Source organism: Enterobacter sp. 04-C-12-SI-ECC, from assembly GCF_047530715.1.
GTDB lineage: Bacteria > Pseudomonadota > Gammaproteobacteria > Enterobacterales > Enterobacteriaceae > Enterobacter > Enterobacter bugandensis.
Genome location: NZ_JBLKDI010000017.1, coordinates 91,847 through 114,011, shown reverse-complemented (window position 1 = coordinate 114,011; position 22,165 = coordinate 91,847). Strand labels below are relative to the sequence as shown.

Annotated in this window: 25 protein-coding genes and 1 tRNA gene; 21 read left to right on the top strand and 5 right to left on the bottom strand. The window is 54.4% G+C overall.

Annotation, left to right across the window (positions count from 1 at the left end; genetic code table 11):
• Window positions 1-16: 16 nt before the first annotated feature.
• Both bglA and ACMWL8_RS19285 read right to left on the bottom strand, forming a co-directional pair.
• Window positions 17-1,450, bottom strand: coding sequence for a 6-phospho-beta-glucosidase BglA (bglA, locus tag ACMWL8_RS19290; RefSeq protein WP_414751609.1), 1,434 nt, complete (start codon window positions 1,448-1,450; stop codon window positions 17-19).
• A gap of 116 nt (window positions 1,451-1,566) precedes the next feature.
• A complete protein-coding gene (locus tag ACMWL8_RS19285) occupies window positions 1,567-2,298 on the bottom strand; it encodes a MurR/RpiR family transcriptional regulator (RefSeq protein WP_028014325.1) in 732 nt (243 codons plus the stop codon).
• 265 nt (window positions 2,299-2,563) lie between these two features.
• Between ACMWL8_RS19285 and trhA the strand changes: the two genes are divergently transcribed.
• Window positions 2,564-3,223 (top strand): PAQR family membrane homeostasis protein TrhA, encoded by a 660-nt coding sequence (gene trhA, locus ACMWL8_RS19280; protein ID WP_023331242.1) that lies wholly within the window; start codon window positions 2,564-2,566, stop codon window positions 3,221-3,223.
• Window positions 3,224-3,310: 87 nt separating this feature from the next.
• On the opposite strand, the gene ygfZ is transcribed toward trhA, so the two are convergent.
• The gene (gene ygfZ, locus ACMWL8_RS19275; RefSeq protein WP_028014323.1) at window positions 3,311-4,291 is read right to left on the bottom strand and encodes a tRNA-modifying protein YgfZ; all 981 of its coding nucleotides are present in this window, start codon (window positions 4,289-4,291) and stop codon (window positions 3,311-3,313) included.
• Between the two features lie 294 nt (window positions 4,292-4,585).
• Here ygfZ and sdhE point away from each other — a divergent pair, with 294 nt between their 5' ends.
• A complete protein-coding gene (gene sdhE, locus ACMWL8_RS19270; protein WP_010435322.1) occupies window positions 4,586-4,852 on the top strand; it encodes an FAD assembly factor SdhE in 267 nt (88 codons plus the stop codon).
• Window positions 4,833-5,243 (top strand): protein YgfX, encoded by a 411-nt coding sequence (locus tag ACMWL8_RS19265; RefSeq protein ID WP_028014322.1) that lies wholly within the window; start codon window positions 4,833-4,835, stop codon window positions 5,241-5,243. The genes sdhE and ACMWL8_RS19265 overlap by 20 nt, the downstream gene beginning before the upstream one ends.
• Window positions 5,244-5,249: 6 nt before the next feature.
• Here the strand turns inward: ACMWL8_RS19265 and fldB are convergent, their stop codons facing one another.
• Window positions 5,250-5,771: a flavodoxin FldB gene (gene fldB / locus ACMWL8_RS19260; protein WP_041908355.1), complete on the bottom strand. Its 522-nt coding sequence runs from the start codon at window positions 5,769-5,771 to the stop codon at window positions 5,250-5,252.
• Window positions 5,772-5,872: 101 nt separating this feature from the next.
• On the opposite strand from fldB, the gene xerD reads away from it, so the two are divergent.
• From xerD to lysS, 5 genes are all read left to right on the top strand, one after another.
• On the top strand, window positions 5,873-6,769 hold the full coding sequence (gene xerD, locus ACMWL8_RS19255) for a site-specific tyrosine recombinase XerD (RefSeq protein ID WP_045260932.1): 897 nt from the start codon (window positions 5,873-5,875) through the stop codon (window positions 6,767-6,769).
• A gap of 28 nt (window positions 6,770-6,797) precedes the next feature.
• A complete protein-coding gene (dsbC, locus tag ACMWL8_RS19250) occupies window positions 6,798-7,511 on the top strand; it encodes a bifunctional protein-disulfide isomerase/oxidoreductase DsbC (RefSeq protein ID WP_045260931.1) in 714 nt (237 codons plus the stop codon).
• 5 nt (window positions 7,512-7,516) lie between these two features.
• A complete protein-coding gene (gene recJ / locus ACMWL8_RS19245; RefSeq protein WP_041908356.1) occupies window positions 7,517-9,250 on the top strand; it encodes a single-stranded-DNA-specific exonuclease RecJ in 1,734 nt (577 codons plus the stop codon).
• A gap of 90 nt (window positions 9,251-9,340) precedes the next feature.
• Window positions 9,341-10,439 (top strand): peptide chain release factor 2 gene (gene prfB, locus ACMWL8_RS19240; protein WP_120266878.1). Its coding sequence is split into 2 segments (ribosomal slippage): window positions 9,341-9,415 and window positions 9,417-10,439, totalling 1,098 coding nucleotides; the frame shifts between segments, so codons are not numbered across the junction.
• A gap of 9 nt (window positions 10,440-10,448) precedes the next feature.
• Complete coding sequence (gene lysS, locus ACMWL8_RS19235) at window positions 10,449-11,966, top strand: lysine--tRNA ligase (RefSeq protein WP_014885130.1); 1,518 nt, start codon at window positions 10,449-10,451, stop codon at window positions 11,964-11,966.
• Between the two features lie 38 nt (window positions 11,967-12,004).
• Here lysS and idi read toward each other — a convergent pair whose 3' ends face one another.
• Entirely contained in the window at window positions 12,005-12,547 is a 543-nt protein-coding gene (idi, locus tag ACMWL8_RS19230; RefSeq protein ID WP_041908358.1) for an isopentenyl-diphosphate Delta-isomerase, read from the bottom strand.
• A 163-nt stretch (window positions 12,548-12,710) separates the two neighbouring features.
• Between idi and actS the strand changes: the two genes are divergently transcribed.
• From actS to ACMWL8_RS19165, 13 genes are all read left to right on the top strand, one after another.
• On the top strand, window positions 12,711-13,454 hold the full coding sequence (gene actS, locus ACMWL8_RS19225; protein WP_041908359.1) for an amidase activator ActS: 744 nt from the start codon (window positions 12,711-12,713) through the stop codon (window positions 13,452-13,454).
• Between the two features lie 80 nt (window positions 13,455-13,534).
• A tRNA-Gly gene (locus tag ACMWL8_RS19220) sits at window positions 13,535-13,608 on the top strand.
• A gap of 662 nt (window positions 13,609-14,270) precedes the next feature.
• Window positions 14,271-14,411, top strand: coding sequence for a hypothetical protein (locus tag ACMWL8_RS19215; protein WP_063855369.1), 141 nt, complete (start codon window positions 14,271-14,273; stop codon window positions 14,409-14,411).
• A 2-nt stretch (window positions 14,412-14,413) separates the two neighbouring features.
• Complete coding sequence (locus ACMWL8_RS19210; protein ID WP_063855370.1) at window positions 14,414-14,914, top strand: DUF1643 domain-containing protein; 501 nt, start codon at window positions 14,414-14,416, stop codon at window positions 14,912-14,914.
• A gap of 582 nt (window positions 14,915-15,496) precedes the next feature.
• Window positions 15,497-16,120 carry a recombinase family protein gene (locus ACMWL8_RS19205; protein WP_084832448.1) on the top strand — a complete coding sequence of 208 codons (624 nt, stop codon included), beginning with the start codon at window positions 15,497-15,499 and terminating at the stop codon, window positions 16,118-16,120.
• Between the two features lie 1,778 nt (window positions 16,121-17,898).
• Entirely contained in the window at window positions 17,899-18,336 is a 438-nt protein-coding gene (locus ACMWL8_RS19200; protein ID WP_158695547.1) for a hypothetical protein, read from the top strand.
• A gap of 21 nt (window positions 18,337-18,357) precedes the next feature.
• Window positions 18,358-20,247: a DEAD/DEAH box helicase gene (locus ACMWL8_RS19195; RefSeq protein WP_105612178.1), complete on the top strand. Its 1,890-nt coding sequence runs from the start codon at window positions 18,358-18,360 to the stop codon at window positions 20,245-20,247.
• 38 nt (window positions 20,248-20,285) lie between these two features.
• Window positions 20,286-20,720: a hypothetical protein gene (locus ACMWL8_RS19190; protein ID WP_105612177.1), complete on the top strand. Its 435-nt coding sequence runs from the start codon at window positions 20,286-20,288 to the stop codon at window positions 20,718-20,720.
• Window positions 20,717-20,920 carry a hypothetical protein gene (locus ACMWL8_RS19185; protein WP_105612176.1) on the top strand — a complete coding sequence of 68 codons (204 nt, stop codon included), beginning with the start codon at window positions 20,717-20,719 and terminating at the stop codon, window positions 20,918-20,920. Before ACMWL8_RS19190 ends, ACMWL8_RS19185 begins: the two co-directional genes overlap by 4 nt.
• The gene (locus ACMWL8_RS19180; RefSeq protein ID WP_063930139.1) at window positions 20,920-21,111 is read left to right on the top strand and encodes a hypothetical protein; all 192 of its coding nucleotides are present in this window, start codon (window positions 20,920-20,922) and stop codon (window positions 21,109-21,111) included. The genes ACMWL8_RS19185 and ACMWL8_RS19180 overlap by 1 nt, the downstream gene beginning before the upstream one ends.
• A complete protein-coding gene (locus ACMWL8_RS19175) occupies window positions 21,095-21,676 on the top strand; it encodes a hypothetical protein (RefSeq protein ID WP_163365100.1) in 582 nt (193 codons plus the stop codon). The genes ACMWL8_RS19180 and ACMWL8_RS19175 overlap by 17 nt, the downstream gene beginning before the upstream one ends.
• Window positions 21,673-21,909, top strand: coding sequence for a hypothetical protein (locus ACMWL8_RS19170; RefSeq protein WP_226840822.1), 237 nt, complete (start codon window positions 21,673-21,675; stop codon window positions 21,907-21,909). The genes ACMWL8_RS19175 and ACMWL8_RS19170 overlap by 4 nt, the downstream gene beginning before the upstream one ends.
• 12 nt (window positions 21,910-21,921) lie before the next feature.
• The gene (locus tag ACMWL8_RS19165) at window positions 21,922-22,164 is read left to right on the top strand and encodes a hypothetical protein (RefSeq protein ID WP_001676741.1); all 243 of its coding nucleotides are present in this window, start codon (window positions 21,922-21,924) and stop codon (window positions 22,162-22,164) included.
• Window position 22,165: the final 1 nt, after the last annotated feature.

The window sequence follows — 22,165 nt, the reverse complement described above, 5'->3', positions numbered from 1 at the left end:
GGTTAGGCACCCGGCGTTAAAGTTTCTCGCCGTTGCTCGCAATCACGCCTTTATACCACTCGAAGCTCTTCTTACGGGAGCGCGACATGTCGCCCGTGCCGTCGTCGTGCTTGTTGACGTAGATAAAGCCGTAGCGCTTGCTGTACTGACCGGTGGTGAACGACACGCAGTCGATGCAGCCCCACGGCGTATAGCCCATCAGATCCACGCCATCGTGCGTGACGGCTTTGATCATCTCTTCCACGTGGGCACGCAGATAGTCGATGCGATAGTCATCGTTGATGCTGCCGTCTTCTTCCACCTTATCGTAGGCGCCGAAGCCGTTTTCAACGATAAACAGCGGCTTCTGGTAACGCTCGTAAAGTTCGCACAGGGAATAACGCAGGCCCACCGGGTCAATCTGCCAGCCCCAGTCGGACGCCTTCACGTGCGGGTTCGGCACGCTGCCTTCAAAGCCGGAAATGGCGTCACCTGTGCCGCCTTCCGCCTTCACCGCGTTGGTCATGTAGTAGCTGAAGCCTAAGTAGTCGCAGGTACCTTCACGCAGGATCTGCTCGTCGCCCGCCTCCATTTTGATGGAAAAGCCGCGGCGCTCCCACTCGTTCAGCACGTAGGACGGGTAGTAACCACGCAGCTGGACGTCGGTAAAGACATAGCGCTCGCGCATGGATTCCTGGGCGAACATCACGTCTTCAGGCTTGCAGGAGAACGGATAGAGCGCCACCATCGCCAGCATGCAGCCGACTTTCATCTCCGGGTTGATGCGGCGCGCGGCTTTCACCGCCAGGGCGCTGGCCACAAGCTGGTGGTGCAGCACCTGGTACATGGTCTCTTCCGGGTTGTCATGTTCGGTGTAGACCACGCCCGAGCAGCAGTAGCCGAACAGCGGGGCGCGCCAGTTGCGCTGGTTGTTGATTTCGTTGAAGGTCATCCAGTATTTGACCTTGTGCTTGTAGCGCTCAAACACCACTTCCGCGAAGCGCACGAAGAAATCGACCACTTTGCGGTTGGTCCAGCTACCATACTCCTGCACCAGGTGCAGCGGCATTTCGAAGTGGGAGAGTGTGATCACCGGTTCGATGTTGTACTTCAGCAGCTCATCGAACATGTCGTCGTAAAACTTCAGCCCTTCTTCGTTTGGCTGCGTTTCGTCACCTTTCGGGAAGATGCGCGTCCAGGCGATAGAGGTACGGAAACACTTGAAGCCCATCTCGGCAAATAGCTTGATGTCTTCTTTATAGTGGCCGTGGAAGTCGATGGCTTCGTGGTTTGGGTAGTATTTACCCGGCACCACTTCCTGCGTGATTTCGCGCGGCACGCCGTGTGCGCCTCCGGTCAGCACGTCGCAAATGCTTGGCCCTTTGCCGCCTTTGTTCCAGCCGCCTTCAACCTGATGAGCGGCAACCGCGCCGCCCCATAAAAAATCTTTCGGTAAGGTTATTTTTTTCATCGCTGCTATTCTCAATAAATGGCTTATTGGCATTGAGTCTAGCAAAGCGAAATTGAATGTCACGATATAACAATTTGCGAAAATTGTGATTTGTCACATCGAAAAAACAGGGTGTTTTATTCCGTCAGTTTTTTCGCCAGCTTGCGTCCGAGAGATTCCAGAATATAAATGACGGGAATTTGCGTGGTGATATCGTAGACGCCGCCAATTCGCGTCTGGGGAACGTGCCAGGAGAGATTAAAGTCCGCCAGTTTTGCCAGGCGAGAGTGCTCGTGGCTGGTGATAGAGAGCACCTTGCAGTGATGCAGGCTGAACTGGCTGGCGAAGCGCAGGATCTCCTCGGTTTCGCCCGAGACGGAGAGCACAATCGCCAGCGCATTTTTCGCCATATCATTGGTAACCGGGAAATAAGGGTCATCAATATGATTACTGAATTTACCAATATTTGAAAAGAAGCGTGCGCCATATTTGGCCAAAGAGCCTGACGTGCCCGCCCCGACAAATATAATTCGCTCGGAAGACAAAATGATATTTACCGCGTCATTTAATAGCGCGTCGAACTCTTCATTATTCACGCTTTTAAAGAAGCTGATAATTTCGCTGGCGCCGAAATTCGCCTGCTGGGGCTCGTTCTGCTCAAGATAGAGCTTAAAGCGCACGCGAAATTCAGAATACCCTTCGCAGTTGAGCTTGCGGCAAAAGCGCAGGATAGTGGTGGTTGAGACGCCAGCCGCATCCGCCAGCTCGCGGATGGTCATGTACATCACTTTGTCCCGGTTTTTGATGACATAGTTGTAGACCATCATTTCCAGGTTATTGAGACTGGCAATGGCGGAGTGGGTGAACATACTCACAGTGGCAAAACTCTCATTCAGACCTCATTTATCCATCATATCATGCAGCCAGACGGCAGGAGCCAATTTTATGCCATTGATTAGTAACGCTTAAATTTTTATGTGAACAAATGTCAGGTGAATTTTTCGTTTATGTTTTTGATTTTTATTATAAAAATTTAATTTAAAATTATTTTAGCTAACAGGTGTTCACTGGAATCATTCTCAGTTAGCATAGTCATGCGATGAATAATCATCTTTAGTTTTCCCGGAGTTTAGTATGGCGAGCAGACCATTAATCGCACAGGGATATTCGCTGGCTGAGGAAGTGGCCAACAGCATCAGCCACGGTATTGGCCTGGTGTTTGGGATTGTCGGTTTAGTGTTATTGCTGGTACAGGCGGTGGATACCAATGCCAGCGCGATGGCCATTACCAGCTATAGCCTGTATGGCGGAAGTATGATCCTGCTGTTCCTGGCCTCGACGCTCTATCACGCGATTCCGCATCAGCGGGCCAAAATATGGCTTAAGAAATTTGACCACTGCGCTATCTATCTGCTGATTGCGGGTACCTATACGCCTTTTCTGCTGGTGGGGCTAAACTCACCGCTGTCGCGCGGCCTGATGATTGTTATCTGGAGCCTGGCGCTGCTGGGGATCCTGTTTAAGCTGACCATTGCGCACCGGTTTAAAGTGTTGTCGCTGGTCACCTATCTGACGATGGGCTGGCTGTCGCTGATTGTGGTGTATCAGCTGGCGATTAAGCTGGCGGTCGGCGGGGTAACGCTGCTGGCGGTGGGCGGTGTGGTCTACTCGCTGGGCGTTATTTTCTACGTCTGCAAGCGCATCCCATACAACCATGCCATCTGGCACGGCTTTGTGCTGGGCGGCAGCGTGTGCCACTTTTTGGCGATTTATTTGTACGTGGGGCAGGTTTAGTTTGTTGTCGGGTGGCGGCTTCGCCTTACCCGACCTGGATTTGCACCCGTAGGCCCGGTAAGCGCAGCGCCACCGGGCGATAGAGCATCACTCTTCCAGTGAATACGGTAGCGGCTCAATACTCAACGTATTCGCGTCGTCGCGCACGCGGAACACGCTGTCCGCTTCCATGTCGTTGTTCATTACAGCCTGTACCAAAAGACGGCCATCGTCCAGCTGGACTGCGGCTAACACGGTACCGGTGCGGCGCCAGTTGTCGCCCATCTTCAGTTCTAAGTCTTCTCCTGCTTCCGGTACGCGGCTGGCATGGCCTGCCAGTGTCCACAACGCGCGTTTGTTTGCCCCACGGAATTTTGCACGCGCGACCATTTCCTGACCGGTGTAGCAGCCTTTTTTAAAGCTGATGCCCCCCAGCGCCTGCAGGTTAGTTGCCTGAGGAATAAACTGCGCGCTGTTGGCTGCGTCAATTACAGGCAGACCCGCTTCGATGTTCAGCGCCAGCCACTGCTGGCTGTTGTTGAGCTGAGCTTCGCCGCGCAGCGCCTCGGTCACGCGTTCGGCTGTTGCGGCATCCGTGACTAACAGGAAGCGCTCTGCCGGGTGTTCAAACCACAGGATGGAAGTTGCGCCCTCGCTGACCACCTGTTTTTCTGCATCCGGCAGCTCAGCAAACAGGTTTTTCAGCGCCGCACGCGCCTGGAAGCCCGCCACGCCCAGCAGAACATGTTCGTCGTCCGGGGCGATGGTGACTTTGGAAAAGACCGCGTATTTTTTCAGTTCTTTGAGCTGCGCATCGCGCAGGCTGCGGCGCTCAATAAAGGCAAAACCGTCCTGACGGCGGAAGAGACGCAGGTTGCTCCACATTTTGCCCTTAGGATCGCAGTGCGCGGCCAGCAGATGCTGGTGTTCAGTCAACTGCGCAACATCCGCAGTCACCTGACCCTGCAAGTATTTTTCGGCGTCGGCGCCGGAGAGGGTTGCCAGCGCCCAGTCATCAAGAGAAATAAGCGTCAGCGGCAGACGCGCAGAGGCGGCGGGCTGGCGAGGAGAAAATGGTGTAAAGGCCATAACGGTATCCTGAATTGCTTAACGCTTTGATAATGCCTAATGGTAAAAGAGCCTGCAGGCATTGCAAGCGCTTTCAGCAGACCACTTGTGCCATAAACGGGTTATGCGTAGCGCTACGCAAAATAGTGTAATCCGCTGTCTATGTAGGGATTATTCTGGAAGCCAGCTCGTCAAACGCAATATTCCAGTAATGAAACGGTCAAAAACACGTTACACTAGCTGGTGTCCCCGTAGAGAAATTAAGAACAGAAAACGGGGTACCGACTGTGCCAAACGTAATGCAGGAAACTGAACATGGATATTAACAACAAGGCCCGTATTCACTGGGCATGCCGTCGCGGAATGCGTGAACTTGATATTTCCATCATGCCTTTCTTCGAATATGAGTACGACAGCTTAAGCGATGATGATAAGCGTCTGTTTGTTCGCCTGCTTGAGTCTGACGATCCGGATTTATTCAACTGGCTGATGAACCACGGCAAACCCGCCGACACCGAGTTGCAACGGATGGTGCAATTAATTCAAACACGGAATCGGGAACGTGGTCCTGTGGCAATCTGATCTTCGCGTCTCGTGGCGCTCGCAGTGGATGTCTTTATTGCTCCACGGCCTGGTTGCGGCCATCGTTTTACTCATGCCGTGGCCGCTCAGCTATACGCCGCTGTGGCTGCTATTACTTTCGTTTGTTGTTTTTGACAGCGTACGCAGCCAGCGTCGCATTAACGCGCGTCAGGGCGAGATTAAGCTGCTTATGGATTCCCGCCTGCGCTGGCAGGGAAAAGAGTGGGATATTCTCGGTGTACCCTGGATGCTTAACGCCGGGATGATGTTACGGTTACGCAAAGTGGGGGGCGGACGTTGCCAGCACTTGTGGCTGGCGGCGGACAGTATGGACGCATCAGAATGGCGGGATCTGCGCCGGATGTTGCTGCAACAGCCGACGCAGGAGTAACGCGCGTTAGCTGAATTTTTCTGCCATTTCGCCGAGGATCTGCTCGCACCAGGCCTGCAGGCGCTCGTCGCTGAGATCGTACTGATTGGTTTCATCCAGCGCGAGCCCGACAAACAGCTCGCCGTCGGCAATAATCGGCTTTTTACTGGTGAATTCATACCCTTCGGTTGGCCAGTAGCCAATAAACGCCGCCCCTTTTGGTGCCAGCTTATCGTGCAGCATGCCGAGTGCGTCCAGGAACCATTCGCCGTAGCCTAACTGGTCACCCATGCCGTACATCGCAATAATTTTACCGTCGAAATTGACTGAATCGAGCTGATCCCAGATGGCTTCCCAGTCTTCCTGTATCTCACCAAAATCCCAGGTTGGGATGCCCAGAATCAGCACATCGTACTGCTCCATCAAGGCGACCGAGTCATCTTTCAGGTTATGCAACGTCACCAGTTCCGGGCCAATGATGTCGCGAATTTTCTCCGCCGCCATTTCGGTGTAGCAGGTGCTGGAACCATAGAACAGACCAATATTCATCGCGTAACTATCTCAATTCTTGCTATGACTTTGCGCGTAGTGTACCAGAAACCGGTCGCAATCAGGCATAATGGCCTGACTGCAAAATCAAAGGGGCTGATGTGGAAAAGGATCTCGCACTCGTTGAACAGTTTCTCGATGCGCTGTGGCTGGAGAAAAATCTGGCCGAGAATACCCTCAGTGCCTACCGGCGCGATCTCACCATGCTGGTGGAGTGGCTGGCGCGTCGGGAGCTATCGCTTGCGAGCGCGCAAAGCGACGACCTGCAGGCGCTGCTCGCTGAACGCGTAGAAGGAGGGTACAAAGCCACCAGCTCTGCACGCTTGCTCAGCGCAATGCGTCGGCTTTTCCAGCATCTTTATCGGGAGAAGATTCGCGAAGACGATCCCAGCGCGCTGCTGGCGTCCCCGAAACTCCCGCAGCGGCTGCCGAAAGATCTCAGTGAAGCACAAGTTGAGAGATTATTACAGTCACCGGCTGTTGACCTGCCGCTGGAGTTACGCGATAAAGCCATGCTTGAGCTATTGTATGCTACCGGCTTGCGCGTTTCGGAACTGGTTGGCCTGACGATGAGCGACATCAGCCTGCGTCAGGGCGTGGTGCGCGTCATCGGTAAAGGAAACAAGGAAAGGCTGGTTCCGCTGGGAGAAGAGGCGGTTTACTGGCTGGAGACGTATCTTGAGCACGGCCGCCCCTGGCTGCTCAATGGCGCGTCTCTCGACGTCCTGTTTCCGAGCCAGCGCTCGCAGCAGATGACGCGACAAACGTTCTGGCATCGCATCAAGCATTACGCCACACTGGCGGGTATCGACAGTGAAAAGCTTTCGCCGCACGTATTGCGTCACGCCTTCGCGACGCATCTGTTAAACCACGGCGCAGATTTACGCGTGGTGCAGATGCTGCTGGGACACAGCGATCTTTCAACGACGCAAATTTACACCCATGTCGCGACGGAACGCCTGCGGCAGCTACACCAACAGCACCACCCTCGTGCGTGAGTGCCGACAAATTGTAACAGGATCAATTATGAAAAAGTCTTTCGCGCTGTTCACCCTGCTGGCAGCCTCATTTACCGGCTTCGCCCATGCGGATGACGCCGCCATCAAACAGTCTCTGGCCAAGCTTGGCGTCACCAGCAGCGACATCCAGCCTGCGCCGGTTGCCGGTATGAAAACGGTACTGACCAACAGCGGCGTGCTGTACGTCACCGAAGACGGCAAACACTTTATTCAGGGACCGCTGTACGACGTGAGCGGCGCGCAGCCGGTGAACGTCACCAACCAGCTGCTGATGAAAAACCTGAACGCGCTCGAAAAAGAGATGATCGTCTATAAAGCGGCGCAGGAAAAACATGTGATTACCGTCTTCACCGACATCACCTGTGGCTACTGCCACAAGCTGCATGAACAGATGAAGGACTATAACGCGCTGGGCATTACCGTGCGTTACCTGGCCTTCCCGCGCGCAGGCGTACAGAGCCAGCCAGAGCAGGACATGAAAGCGATCTGGTGTTCCAAAGACCGCAACAAAGCGTTTGATGACGCGATGAACGGTAAAGACGTTAAGCCTGCCTCCTGCGACATCGACATTGCTAATCACTACGCGCTGGGCGTGCAGTTTGGCGTGAGCGGTACGCCAGCGATTGTCCTGAGTAACGGCTATGTTGTTCCGGGCTATCAGGGACCGAAAGAGATGAAAGAGTTTCTCGACGCGCACCAGAAACAGTTTGGTGGTAAATAATTCGCGTGAAAGCCCCCATCAAATTGCGCCGCCGCGAGGCGGTTGAACACGTTGATTTACCGGACGATCTCCCGCCGCTGCTAAAGCGCCTCTACGCCAGCCGCGGCGTGCGCCGCGCAGAGGATCTTGAGCGCAGCGTGAAAGGGATGCTGCCCTGGCAGCAGCTGAACGGTATCGAGAAAGCTACCGAAATGCTCTACAACGCGCTGCGTGAGGGAACGCGCATTGTGGTGGTAGGGGATTTCGACGCCGACGGCGCAACCAGCACCGCCCTGAGCGTGCTCAGCCTGCGCGCGCTGGGCTGCGATAATGTCACCTATCTGGTGCCGAACCGCTTTGAAGACGGCTATGGCCTCAGCCCGGAGGTGGTCGATCAGGCCCATGCCCGCGGTGCGCAGATGATCATGACCGTCGACAACGGGATCTCCTCCCATGCGGGCGTCGATCATGCTCACGCTTTGGGGATCCCGGTGTTGGTCACCGATCATCACCTGCCCGGCGATACGCTCCCCGCAGCAGAAGCGATTATTAACCCCAACCTGCGCGACTGCGATTTCCCGTCGAAATCCCTCGCCGGTGTGGGCGTGGCGTTTTATCTGATGCTGGCGTTGCGTACTCTCTTACGCGATAAGGGCTGGTTCGAATCCCGCGGCATTGCCGTTCCAAACCTGGCCGAATACCTCGACCTGGTGGCGCTGGGCACCGTGGCGGACGTGGTACCTCTTGATGCCAATAACCGCATTTTGACCTGGCAGGGCTTAAGCCGTATTCGCGCGGGCAAGTGCCGTCCCGGAATTAAGGCGCTGCTGGAGATTGCCAACCGCGATCCGCTTAAGCTGGCGGCAAGCGACCTGGGCTTTGCCCTCGGGCCGCGTCTAAACGCTGCCGGAAGGCTGGACGATATGTCCGTCGGCGTGGCGCTGCTGCTGTGCGACAACATCGGCGAAGCGCGCGTGCTGGCCAACGAGCTGGACGCCCTGAACCAGACCCGTAAAGAGATTGAGCAGGGGATGCAGGCCGAAGCGCTGACCCTGTGCGAAAAACTTGAGCGCAGTGGCGATACGCTGCCGGGCGGGCTGGCAATGTACCACCCCGAGTGGCATCAGGGCGTGGTCGGCATTCTGGCGTCGCGCATTAAAGAGCGCTTCCACCGCCCGGTGATCGCGTTTGCGCCTGCGGGTGACGGCACGCTGAAAGGCTCTGGCCGTTCGATTCAGGGGCTGCACATGCGCGATGCGCTGGAGCGTCTGGATACGCTTTATCCCGGTCTGATGATCAAGTTCGGCGGCCACGCGATGGCGGCAGGCTTGTCGCTGGAAGAGGCAAAGTTCGACGAGTTCCAGCGCCTGTTTGGCGAACTGGTCACCGAGTGGATTGACCCGGCGCTGCTGCAGGGCGAAGTGGTCTCTGACGGTGAGCTGTCCGTCTCCGAAATGACGATGGAGGTCGCGCAGATGCTGCGCGATGCCGGTCCATGGGGGCAGATGTTCCCGGAACCGCTGTTCGACGGGCGATTCCGCCTGCTGCAGCAGCGTATCGTTGGCGAACGCCACCTGAAAGTGATGGTCGAGCCCGTGGGCGGCGGACCGCTGCTGGACGGCATCGCCTTCAACGTTGACACCTCCATCTGGCCGGACAACGGCGTGCGCGAGGTCGAGCTGGCGTACAAACTGGATATCAACGAGTTTCGCGGTAACCGCACCCTTCAGATCATCATCGACAATATCTGGCCAATTTAGCGGCAGTAATCTCTATAAAAAAGGGCGTGGATTCGGTACAATCCCGCTCTTATCACCGCATTTTGACAAGTCCATAAAAGAAAACAGACCATGTTTGAAATTAATCCGGTAAAAAACCGTATTCAGGACCTCACGGAGCGCTCTGACGTTCTTAGGGGGTATCTTTGACTACGATGCCAAGAAAGAGCGTCTTGAAGAAGTAAACGCCGAGCTGGAACAGCCGGACGTCTGGAACGAACCTGAACGCGCACAGGCGCTGGGTAAAGAGCGTTCCTCTCTCGAAGCTATCGTAGATACGTTGGATCAAATGGCTCAGGGGCTGGAAGACGTTTCCGGTTTGCTGGAGCTGGCCGTCGAAGCCGACGACGAAGAAACCTTTAACGAAGCCGTGGCAGAACTCGACGGGCTGGAAGAGAAGCTGGCACAGCTGGAATTCCGTCGCATGTTCTCCGGCGAATACGACAGCGCTGACTGCTATCTCGATATTCAGGCAGGTTCTGGCGGTACCGAAGCGCAGGACTGGGCCAGCATGCTGATGCGTATGTATCTGCGTTGGGCGGAAGCGCGCGGCTTCAAAACCGAAATTATCGAAGAGTCAGAAGGTGAAGTGGCCGGTATTAAATCCGTCACTATCAAGATCATTGGCGACTACGCCTACGGCTGGTTGCGTACCGAAACCGGCGTTCACCGCCTGGTGCGTAAGAGCCCGTTTGACTCCGGTGGTCGTCGTCATACCTCCTTCAGCTCCGCGTTTGTTTACCCGGAAGTTGACGAAGATATCGATATCGAAATTAACCCGGCGGACCTGCGTATTGACGTTTACCGCGCGTCCGGCGCGGGTGGTCAGCACGTTAACCGTACGGAATCTGCGGTGCGTATTACCCACATTCCAACCGGGCTGGTAACACAGTGCCAGAACGACCGTTCCCAGCATAAGAACAAAGACCAGGCCATGAAGCAGATGAAAGCGAAGCTTTATGAGCTGGAGATGCAGAAGAAAAATGCTGAGAAACAGGCGATGGAAGACAACAAGTCCGACATCGGTTGGGGCAGCCAGATCCGTTCTTACGTCCTTGATGACTCCCGCATCAAAGACCTGCGTACCGGGGTTGAAACCCGCAACACGCAGGCGGTGCTGGACGGCAGCCTGGACCAATTTATCGAAGCAAGTTTGAAAGCAGGGTTATGAGGAACCAACATGTCTGAACAACAAGCACAGGGCGCTGACGCGGTAGTCGATCTTAACAACGAACTGAAAACCCGCCGCGAGAAGCTGGCAGCGCTGCGCGAGCAGGGCGTGCCGTTCCCGAACGATTTTCGTCGTGACCACACCTCAGACCAACTGCACGCTGACTTCGACGGTAAAGAGAACGAAGAGCTGGAAGCGCTGAACATCGAAGTGGCCGTTGCAGGCCGTATGATGACCCGCCGTATCATGGGTAAAGCCTCCTTCGTGACCTTGCAGGACGTGGGTGGCCGTATTCAGCTGTACGTTTCCCGTGACGACCTGCCGGAAGGCATCTACAACGAGCAGTTCAAAAAGTGGGACCTGGGCGATATCCTGGGCGCGAAAGGTAAACTGTTTAAAACCAAAACCGGTGAACTGTCTATCCACTGCACCGAGCTGCGCCTGCTGACCAAAGCCCTCCGCCCGCTGCCGGACAAGTTCCACGGCCTGCAGGATCAGGAAGCGCGCTATCGTCAGCGTTACCTGGATCTCATCTCTAACGATGAATCCCGCAAGACCTTCAAAATTCGCTCCCAGATCATGGCCGGTATTCGCCAGTTCATGGTCAACCGCGACTTTATGGAAGTGGAAACCCCGATGATGCAGGTGATCCCTGGCGGCGCGTCTGCGCGTCCGTTCATCACCCATCACAACGCCCTGGACCTGGACATGTACCTGCGTATCGCGCCGGAACTGTACCTGAAGCGTCTGGTGGTCGGTGGTTTCGACCGCGTGTTCGAAATCAACCGTAACTTCCGTAACGAAGGTATCTCCGTTCGCCATAACCCAGAGTTCACCATGATGGAACTCTATATGGCGTACGCGGACTACAAGGATCTGATCGAGCTGACCGAATCCCTGTTCCGTACCCTGGCGCAGGACATTCTGGGCACCACGCAGGTTCCTTACGGTGAAGAAGTGTTCGACTTCGGCAAGCCGTTCGAAAAACTGACCATGCGCGAAGCGATCAAGAAATACCGTCCGGAAACCAACATGGCGGATCTGGATAACTTCGACTCTGCGAAGGCCATCGCTGAAAGCATCGGCATCAAGGTTGAGAAGAGCTGGGGTCTGGGCCGTATCGTGACCGAGATCTTTGAAGAAGTGGCGGAAGCACACCTGATTCAGCCGACCTTTATTACCGAATACCCGGCTGAAGTTTCTCCTCTGGCGCGTCGTAATGACGAGAACCCGGAAATCACCGACCGTTTCGAATTCTTCATCGGCGGCCGTGAAATCGGCAACGGCTTTAGCGAGCTGAACGATGCAGAAGACCAGGCGCAGCGTTTCCAGGATCAGGTTGACGCGAAAGCAGCAGGCGACGACGAAGCGATGTTCTTCGATGAAGACTACGTGACCGCGCTGGAGCACGGCCTGCCGCCAACTGCAGGTCTGGGTATTGGTATCGACCGTATGGTGATGCTGTTCACCAACAGCCACACCATTCGTGACGTGATCCTGTTCCCGGCAATGCGCCCGGTGAAATAAGGCGTTACGTTGCTAAAAAAGCCCCGAAAGGGGCTTTTTTATTGCGCAGCGAACGCTCTCAGCGCGTCTCGCGCGACCGTTGCTTCCTGCACCATCCACGGGCTAAAGCTCCATGGGGCGGCGTCCAGCGCGCGGAATAACGACTCCAGCGTCACCCATTCAAATGCCATCACTTCATCATGGTTAATTCGCAGTTCGCTGGTGACGCGGGCAGCGAAGACCGGGCAAATCTCGTTTTCCACGATCCCGGAAGGATCCGTTTCGCGGTAGCGGAATTCTGAGGCGACAGGCGTAATCGCGGTAATTTCTGCGCCAATCTCATCGCGGCAGCGACGGATAATTGCCTCTTCCGTCCGTTCACCAGATTGAGGGTGACCGCAGACAGAATTCGTCCAGACGCCCGGCCAGGCTTTTTTACTTAGTGCGCGTCGGGTTACCAGACACTCGCCTTCGGCGTTAAATAGCCAGGATGAGAACGCCAGATGCAGAGGGGTTTGGGCGGTGTGCGCGGCGTATTTTTCCTGAGTGCCAATCACCATTCCCTGGTCGTTTACCAAAATAACGTGTTCTTGAATACTCATTCATGCTCCAGTGCCAACGATGCGGATGGTTCTGCACCATCAACAGGGAGCATTATACGGCAATCTTATACGAACGGTTTGTTTCCTGGAGCGGAAAAGGGCTGACCCATATCTCTCCGGGCTGGTATCATAGTGCGCCATTCACGCTGACCGAGGATCTGTTTTGTTTGCAGGAAGCCTGACGAGAAACCCCATCATCGCCATCTTTTGCCTGACGCTGACGCTATTCCTGGCTGGCTGTTCAGGAAGCAAATCGTCGGATATGGGTAGCTATTCCGGTTCGGTCTATACCGTTAAGCGCGGGGATACGCTGTACCGGATTTCGCGCGCAACGGGGACCAGCGTGAAGGATCTGGCGCGCCTGAATAACATCTCTCCGCCGTACACCATCGAAGTGGGGCAAAAGCTCAAGGTGAACGGCAGTTCGTCCTCGGGCAAAAAATCCTCATCGAAAGGCAAAACCGCCAAAGTGACGCCGTCCTATCAGGTACCGCAATCGTCATGGCCGCCGGTTGGACAGCGCTGCTGGATTTGGCCTGCCAGCGGTAAAGTGGTCGCCCCTTACTCACTCTCTGAAGGTGGCAACAAGGGTATTGATATCGCCGCTGCGCGCGGTACGCCGGTTTATGCCTCCGGGGCAGGGAAGGTGGTTTACGTCGGTAACCAGCTGCGCGGCTACGGTAACCTGATCATGATTAAGCATGGCGAAGATTACATCACCGCCTACGCGCACAACGACACGATGCTGGTCAACAACGGCCAGAACGTGAAGGCGGGGCAGAAGATAGCCACCATGGGCAGTACCGGTACCGATTCGGTGAAGCTGCACTTCCAGATCCGCTATAAGGCGACGGCCATCGATCCGCAGCGCTATCTTCCTGCGCCCGGCAGCAAACCGAAGTGCTAAGTGATTATTTAATCGCCGGTTAGTTGTGAAGAGGCTTGTATGAAGGTGCGTAAGGTCTATAATGCCTTACGCAACTCAAAGCGGGCGTAGTTCAATGGTAGAACGAGAGCTTCCCAAGCTCTATACGAGGGTTCGATTCCCTTCGCCCGCTCCAGCCCTTTAAAAGCCTTGTAACTCATTGAGTTAGCTCTAAGGTGATGTGACCAAAGTACCGCTATTTACCCTGATAGTTGCCGCGATTTGTTGAACGGTGAACAGGGAGTTTAGCAAAGCGCTGGCGGTCGTTCCACTGGTCATACCGCGATAGCCCAACATGAACCGAAAGCCGTGTGCCCGGCATAACTCCCGTAGCATTCATCTGTTCCGCACTTAGCGCGGTGTCCCGTAACAGCCTGTCGTGATGACACGCCACGGATAAACGAGCTGATGTTGGGAAGCCTAACCAGTCCGGGAAAGGGGCTGGCTCTACCGTGGTGTTCACCGTGCCATAAATGAACGGTACTCGATAAGAGAACTGATGGTTGTACAAGATGATGATGATGCGCCGGGGGCGCTGCTGCTGGGTGTACCCAACACGGCGCTAATGGCTTGCTATTGCCTGTGTATGGGGTACGTTTAACTGTTGGATGGGTGGCTCCGTCTGCACCAGCCCCGGCTCTGCTATGGCATCCGGGGCATCTCTCCCGAATTTCTCTTCCTGTGTTTCCCCATCCGTGCTTCGCAGTTGAGCTTCACAGTGGTAATAAATAACAACCCGTTGCATTAGTATCGATCATTTTGTAGCCTGAGATTAATCCTAATCTTGTAGGGCGTTGCATGGTTGACAATGAGCGTTTGCATGAGCAAGAATCCGCCGAAACAGAACTAGATAAATTGTTAGAAAAGCTGGAGTTGACGCAGGAACAACGAGACTTCATTGACTCGATGCGGGACGATAAACGTAGTGAAGAGGGTTAATCATGGATGTGAACAAAGACGCGATCTTCTCTGTGTGCGGGAAGTACCGTTACGCGATTTCTAGAACCTGGGACGCTACAAAGCCTTACGCTCTTTTCATTGGTTTGAATCCATCGTATGCGGATGCGGATCTTGATGACCCCACACTGAAACGTTGTATCTCATTTGCACAGAACTGGGGCTTCGGGGGTGTACGTATCGCGAACCTGTTCGCGTATGTATGTACTGACCGTTTTGAAATGATGAGATTCCCGGAGCCTGTCGGGGCGGATAATGATAAGTATCTGGCAGAATTGATAGCTGGTGCTGGTATCGTTGTTGCTGCGTGGGGGAATGAAGGGCGGCACCTGAAACGCTCTGCCGTAGTACGGGCGTTCCTTCCTGTAGATACGAAGTGTTTTAAAATTAACGCAACGGGAGAGCCTATGCACCCGTTATATGTGCATGGTGATACTAAACTGATTCCGTTTCTGATGCCGGATAATGCTGCTGTGGGGTGCTGAACGTCAACGCAAAGTGGCTTAAGCAGTGGGGAAAATGGTTAGCTTAGCGTTATCTGGTTCAAGGGGAGCTACCCTACAGCCTCACTCTCTGAATGCAAAATAGCCTCACAATCCCACTGTTAAAAGTCCCGGCTTGAAAAATTGCACGCTTATAGTTGCGCCTCCCTCAACTCTATAGCTCGCCCGCGCCCCCGTGCGCATGTGCGTGCCCGCGCGTCAGGGGTCGCTGAGAAAACCCTAAGATTTTGCTCATCCGAGACAACCGTTGCAGGCGCGAAATGCTGGCTGGTTACTGCTGCGGTTGCAATGTTTGATTCAACGCCTTTGTGATTTCGAGATCGTGGCGGTGCCGTGCTGATCTCCTGTGTGCGCTTTGCGCTGCGTTCGCTGGGTGCGCCGGGGTTTTGCTGTGACTCGGTGCCAGTCTGCCGCTGGCTGTCTCTGTCTCATCCGGGTATACCGCATTGTGATGTGCCGCCGCTGTCGCAATCAAATTTATTTTATACCCTATTGACCACGGTTTTTAAGTGTGATCTCCTTCATGTCGGGATGTGATACTTCACTGAGATTTGGAGGGAAATCATGATTAATGTTCGTCTGTACGCGAGGGCATCCACCGCTGAGCAGCACGCCGACCGTGCCGTGCCTGCGCTGGAATCTTTTGCTAATGAGCGGGGCTGGTCTATTGCTGCGCGATACATCGAGAACGCCAGCGGTGCTAGGCTGGAGCGCCCGGAACTGATGCGCCTGCTGGGTGAGGCGGAGGCTGGCGATGTCCTGCTTGTTGAAAGCATCGACAGGCTAAGCCGCCTGACTCAAAAAGAATGGGCGACTCTGAAACAGAGGATTCAGGATAAGGGGCTGGTGATCGTCGCCGTTGACCTGCCAACCTCGTGGCAGTTGCTGAACGAAACCGCGTCAGAGCTAACCAGCGGCATCCTCAGAGCCGTTAACGCAATGCTGATCGATATTCTCGCTACAATGGCTCGCGTGGACTACGAGACGCGACTGATGCGCCAGCGGCAGGGCATTGAACGAGCCAAAGCTGAGGGGCTTTATCGTGGGAGTCAGAAGGATGCCGCCGCTCGCGAGACCGTCAGAGAAATGCTGGCGCAGGGTGTGAAACCGGAGCGCATCATGAAAGCTGCCGGGATAAGCCGGGCGACGTTTTACCGCATCAAGCGAGAGTTGGCCGCCAGCGTCTGAATCGTGGCTGCTTCCTGTTGACATGCTCGACGCCGTGTGATTTTATAGCCATCTAGATGTCTAAGTGAGGTGGCGAGCTGGTCGCCGTGGGGGTGATGTTGTTCGATGCCGTGAGGCGATCTGTGCGCCTCTCTGCGAGGGTGTGAGCCGTTGAGTGTGGGTTACTTGTTCTAAGAGATTTATCAACTCAGAGATCGTTACGCTGCGTCTGGTGCTGTGCCATTGCTGCCGGGTGGGGTTATTGGGTGGTGCGGTCGGGCTGACCTACAACCAAATGATGTGCCAACACTGGCCGTTACTGGGCTGTGGGTGATGGATGACCTACAGCTTTCGTATTAATTTCAGAGCGTTATGTTATGCGCGATGTCGTAATGCTATGATTTATAATGTATTTTCGTATTACTTGCGGCTCTCGATGTGAAGAGATGGCGGGGCTTTAGCCGTGCCAGACGATGAACATCGAGATCAGATTGTGAAGTGATTCATCACTGAAAAATTCCGGGTGGGGCCGGGGAGGGGGTTCAACGATAATTGGTTATGTCGTGGTGCTGGGTTACATGCTGTTTCTATAGGCTTTTAATGATTTCAGCGTACATGTGTACACTTAACCAATTAGCGTTATACCCCTACCCACCGACACCCCGTGGGTGGAGCGAGGTGTGCCTTGCACATCCTCCCCAAATCCACCTCCCTAACGCGGAGACGTTCCGCCGTCTCCACACCTCTCAACGGTGCAGTGCTTACGCCTGCTTGCACTCACCTGTCCGGCTCGTTTATCAGTCGCCGCCTGCTGCTGCGCTTCTCTTTCGCTTTGCTCTATGCGATGCTCGGTACTCATCGCTTACCCGCTTGCCGTACTGGCTACAGGTCGGGAGTTATGTAGTGGAACGGTAATTTAAAGCGGTATTACTCAAACAGCTAATTGCTGAGATAGTAATGATTATTGAAATAGAAGAAAGGATTGAATTATTACAGGGAGAATAAATAGGAAATACTAATCCAGATAAATATTAAAAGTATTATTCAGCTAGGTAATTGTTCTAACTGTTATACAGCGTATCTTCGTTCGTACCGCTCAATCACTCATCGTATTCGATGACAAGTCATCTCATACTCTTCGTTCTTCGCCGACTGGCTTATCGTTCGCTACGCTCACTGCCAGTCGCTCACTCCGATACAACTTCTTAAAACCATTATACAAATAGCTGTCAAGAAAATTAAAGCTGATAATTCCGATCAATTTTAATTTATTGATCTGTTAAATTTATAAGTAATATAGATAACCATTTAATTAACTGAAATTATTAATAAATTTAAAGGTGTCTATATTGTAGGGAAAGAGCGACACCATGGGCCAACTTCACACCCCAAATCCGCCTACCTGAAATTACCCTGCCCAACACGGCCAGCCCACACGCAGCAAGGCTTTGCAGGTGGTTGGTTAAAAAATAAACTCAAGAAGGTGACTATACCGGAGAGATAACCTACGTACAGCGTTGCTGACAAAGAAAGCTACTAAATTGGGGAAAGGCTACCACTAAAACGGGATACTACCGTCACAAGCTGTGGCCGAAAGCCTGCCTACGGCCTGACCCTCGGCAATGCCCGCCGCTCCTGCGTTTAGTCCAGAGCGCCGGAAGAAAGCATCTATATGGGAGAGACAGAACTCCGACGCCATTGCAATGATGGTAACTACTAAGGAGGACAGACTGCCACACTCCCGGCGCTTCCATCCTACGCCCCATTCTAAACTCACCTTGATTTTTGGAGACCACAGTATGCACATAACGCTTAACCAAGTAGACCACGCTGCCATTCAAAAAGAGTACGAAGCCGAGGAGCGACGCGAAAAAGCGCGTCGTGCCCGCCGCAATCAAAAGTTTGTGAAGTTCATGCGCCAGAATTATGGGGAGCCATTGTATCACCCAAGCCCGGATGAACTTTGCGGCATATACATCCACGAATTAGGGCAAGTTGTCTGGCGTGTACGTTCCCGCACAAGGCCGTACCGATTTACGGATTACGAATCGGTGGAAGTTGCCCGCTGGGCTTTCGACCGAGATTGCAGGGAAGTCGCGAGGACTAACCCGGACGCTGTGAAAAATCCTAAAGGTATTCCCCGATACACCAAAGAACATGAGGATTACTTACGCTGGCAGTTAGCGTTAATCGAAAGTCGGACACCCGAAGATTTAGCTTGGGCGCGTAGTATTTAATCCTTCTCTGGAGTTTGCACCATGCCAACCAATTTAAACCGCTTGCTTGCGCTGGCCGCTGACGCCGAACCGCTGAACACCGAGCCTGCGGATACTCAGCAACTGGTTGCGGATAAGATCGTTATACCTCATTCCAAGTTATGCCCTGTTAAACAGCGACCAGTGAAGGCTGCGTTTAACACGGAGTCCGGGCAGTATTTCTACAATGCAGATGGTTCCGTTATGTCGTTCCGTGAATGGAAAGAGGCGAACGGAATCGGACGCAAGACACACGCCCGCCGCGCTGATGCAGGGTTGCGCCAGATTATCCAGCCGGGCGATGCAATCCACTGTCGCCGTGCTGAGATAGAAATGTGGCTCAACAAGAAGCCAGCCCGGTACGCTGACCCCCTGCCGCCAGACTTCCCCGGTGTGCGTGTCGATGATGCCGCTCTGAAACCACGTGAGCACGCTATCCCGGAAGCGACCACGGGGCAAAACGCCTTTCTCAAGGCGTGCCGCGAGTTTCTGATTTGCGATGAGAAGACCATGCGCCGTATCAGTCGCGGCATGAGCAAGCTGGAGGCGATGCGCCGCGATGACTTCACCAGACTGGGAGACTGCCCGGAGTTTCGCCAGCTATGGTGTGGAGAGGTTAGGTCTGTTGATGACAATTTCAACACGCAGAATCATCATTGTGACGCTGGAGGTGCTGACCTGACGCCATCCATCCCGCCGCTGGTTACTGCGCCGTACAGGTTCCGCGAGCTGGAGCAATGCGACCGCCCGGCGTTTGTGCCATTGCCGCCGCCAGATGGTGGCGACTGGCGACCCGGACAGCAGGACGTAGCCGCCGCTGTGTTTGCCCGTGACCGCGATATGTTGGCCGTGCTGCCAACTGGTTACGGAAAGACGGCTGCATTCACCTATGCCCTGCAATTTGAATCCGGTGCTGGCGAGGGGCTGACCGTTATCGTTGTGCCGACGAACACCATCAAGCAGCAGGTGTTACAGCAGTTAAGGGAGGCTGGCGTTCACGCGGTGGCCTTTGGCGATAAACTACCGAAGCGGCGTAATGCGCAGCAACTTGCGGGGGTGGCTGCTGGCGCTTTCCGCGTCGCTGTCGTTTCGCCGGAGCATCTGGTGCCGGGTAGTCAGGTACTGGCTGCGCTGATGGCCGCTGGTGTGAGCAGGTTCATCATCGACGAGGTTCACACCGTTGATGACTGGGAGTTTCGCACTGCTTTCCCCGCGATGAAGCACACCCTGCAAAATGCCTTTCCTGATGCGCAGCGGTGTGCATTCACCGCGACCCTGCCAAAAGGGGATGAGGCTGACCTGATGAAAGAGTTGGGTTGTCGTGGCGGGTTCCTCACCTTTCGGGCTGACGTTTCAAGAGAGAATATCCAGTTGATTCCTGTCCGGCAATGTGCAATTCAGCGCCGGGCTGCTGTTGGTCTGGTCGATGCCCTCCCGGTGGATGAAAAGACGCTGGTTATGGTGGACAGTATCAAGATGCTTTACGCGTACCTCGACGAGCTGGGAAGCCGCGCCCGGCCTTATCATTCTGACGTTGAGCGACTGAGCCGCGACCAGCGGCACGCTAACGCAGAGTGGTTTGCTTCAACGCCGGGCGCTGTTCTGGTGGCAACAAAGGCTTTTGGCTTGGGGGCTGACATTCACGATATTCGTAACGTCATCGTGACCTACGTTCCCGAAGACTTGGCCGACCTCGTTCAGATGGTCGGGCGTGCTGGTCGCGATGGCGAGCCAGCACGCGCTTTCATTCTCTGGTCGTCGCTGGCGCTGTACGGCGACCCAATCACGTATGATGCCGACTCTGCCCCGGTGCCGTCCGGGGTACCTGATGAGCTTGCTTATTTCTACCGCCCTGAAAACTGCAACTGGCAGTACATCGCTAAATACCTTTGAGTCGAAAGGCTCCCCCTCATTCTCTGGAGTTAATCCATATGCCTGTTACCGAACATGCGCAGCGTCGTGCTGCGCGTGCGGATGCGCTCGTCACCGCACAACTTGCCTTCGCCCTGAACGGCTATTCCTTTGATGGATTGGCTGAGCGCCACCACCAGACCCTTAACCGTGAGGCTTTGTTACGTCAAGCAAGTACGCCTCTACAGCGGTATTGCCTGCTCAATAACTGTGAGCCTTGGGAATGTCTGGCCGCTGTGCTGAATAGATTCCGACGCCGGGAGGATGGCGCTCGTCTTTGGCCGACCTATCGCATGGCTCGTGAGGTCTTTAATGGGACTGTTCACCCTGCCGACAAGACGCGCGACGAGATATTTCAATCCGTGCAGCGTCGCCTGTTTTTACCAAAACCAGTACATGCCGAGGTCATCCAACACCTGCGAGCAATGGGACTAACTGGAGACAACCACCAATGACGAAATCTGAATTTGAAAATGAAACGTGGCGAATGAAAGGCTTGCTTCTTGGGGCGCTAATCCGCCGCCTTGAGGAAGACAAGGCTGGTGAGTCGCGCATGGCCGCAGCGGAGTTATCCAGTGCGGTCAACTTCCTTAAGGCCAATGCCGTAGAAGCGCCGGACGCATCGTTTAATCGTGTATTTGAGGATGAAGATTGATGACGCCCCAGCAATTCCGCCAATGGTTCGCCTCGCTGCCTGAAAAATATCAGCGTCAGGCCAAAGCCATGTACGACAACGCCCGGCGTGGCGGTGGTGTTCATACCGCATCAAGCCTCGCCTTGATTAAAAACCTTGTAGAAGATTCGATTAACTTTGACGGAGAGTTTCAGTATGACAACCACCAGTAATGCAACCCTGACCATTGCCGACATCCAGCACATCAACCATTTGTGCATTGTTGAGCACATGAACAACGCGCAGATTGCTGATGCCACTGGTTTCAGTCTGGCAGATATCGACGCCGTAATCCGTGGCGTTTACGTGGACGATCTCGCCGAACAGTGGAAGGATGACGCTGATATTACCCTGCAAGAATACGACACTATCCGCCGTCGCTATCAGCCCGGCAAGTTGCATCGGGACACTGAGTATGCCATCGCTCGCGATATGCTGATTCGCCCTGAAACTGTGTTGGCTATCGCACATTCCCGCTTTAGCAATGCTCACACGCACCCGGCAGAGAAAACCGTGAAGGTGAAGCCAGCTAAGCCGAAAGCAGTGCGCAAGTTAGTGCCTACTGATTTAGATGAAATCCACAAGTTAGAGCGCTTCGGTTGGCCTGCTGCGGAGATCGCCGGGAAGCTGGGCGTCCCTGTTGAAGTCGTCGCGCATGTGCAACGCTGTCTGAGAAATCGTTGGTCGTACCCGGATACTCTGGAGTCTGTTAACTCCAAATTCAGCGAGGCTGAATGATGGAAGAGAACGAACCGCTGCACCCCGCCGTTAACCCTGATCTCTATGTGAACCTTGACGAACAGCGTGAAGGGTACGCGCCGATTGAATCACGGGGCTGGGGCGTGCTGACGCAGAACCTGTCCGGGGAAGGGCGAACTGACCCCGGCCAAACACTTAACCACAATCCGAAACAACGCCCGCGCGGCTCCGTTGGTGAGCGTCGTTGGCTTCGTAAACGTGGATTACTTTAACGAGGAATTACCATGAGCAAAACTATCGTTTTAATGGAGCCACGCCGCGCGGCTGATTGCGGGCAACAACTGAAATTCATTGCTGAAGCCTTGAATCTTCGTCAAATCGATTTGGCTCATGTGTACCAGATCGACAGACAAGATCTCGGCAAAGCGTACCACGGACAGAAAATGATTCCTGCCCGATGCGTACACGCGCACATGCTTTTACTTGAACTGGCACATCGCCGAGTTACATCACAAGAGGTTGCATAAT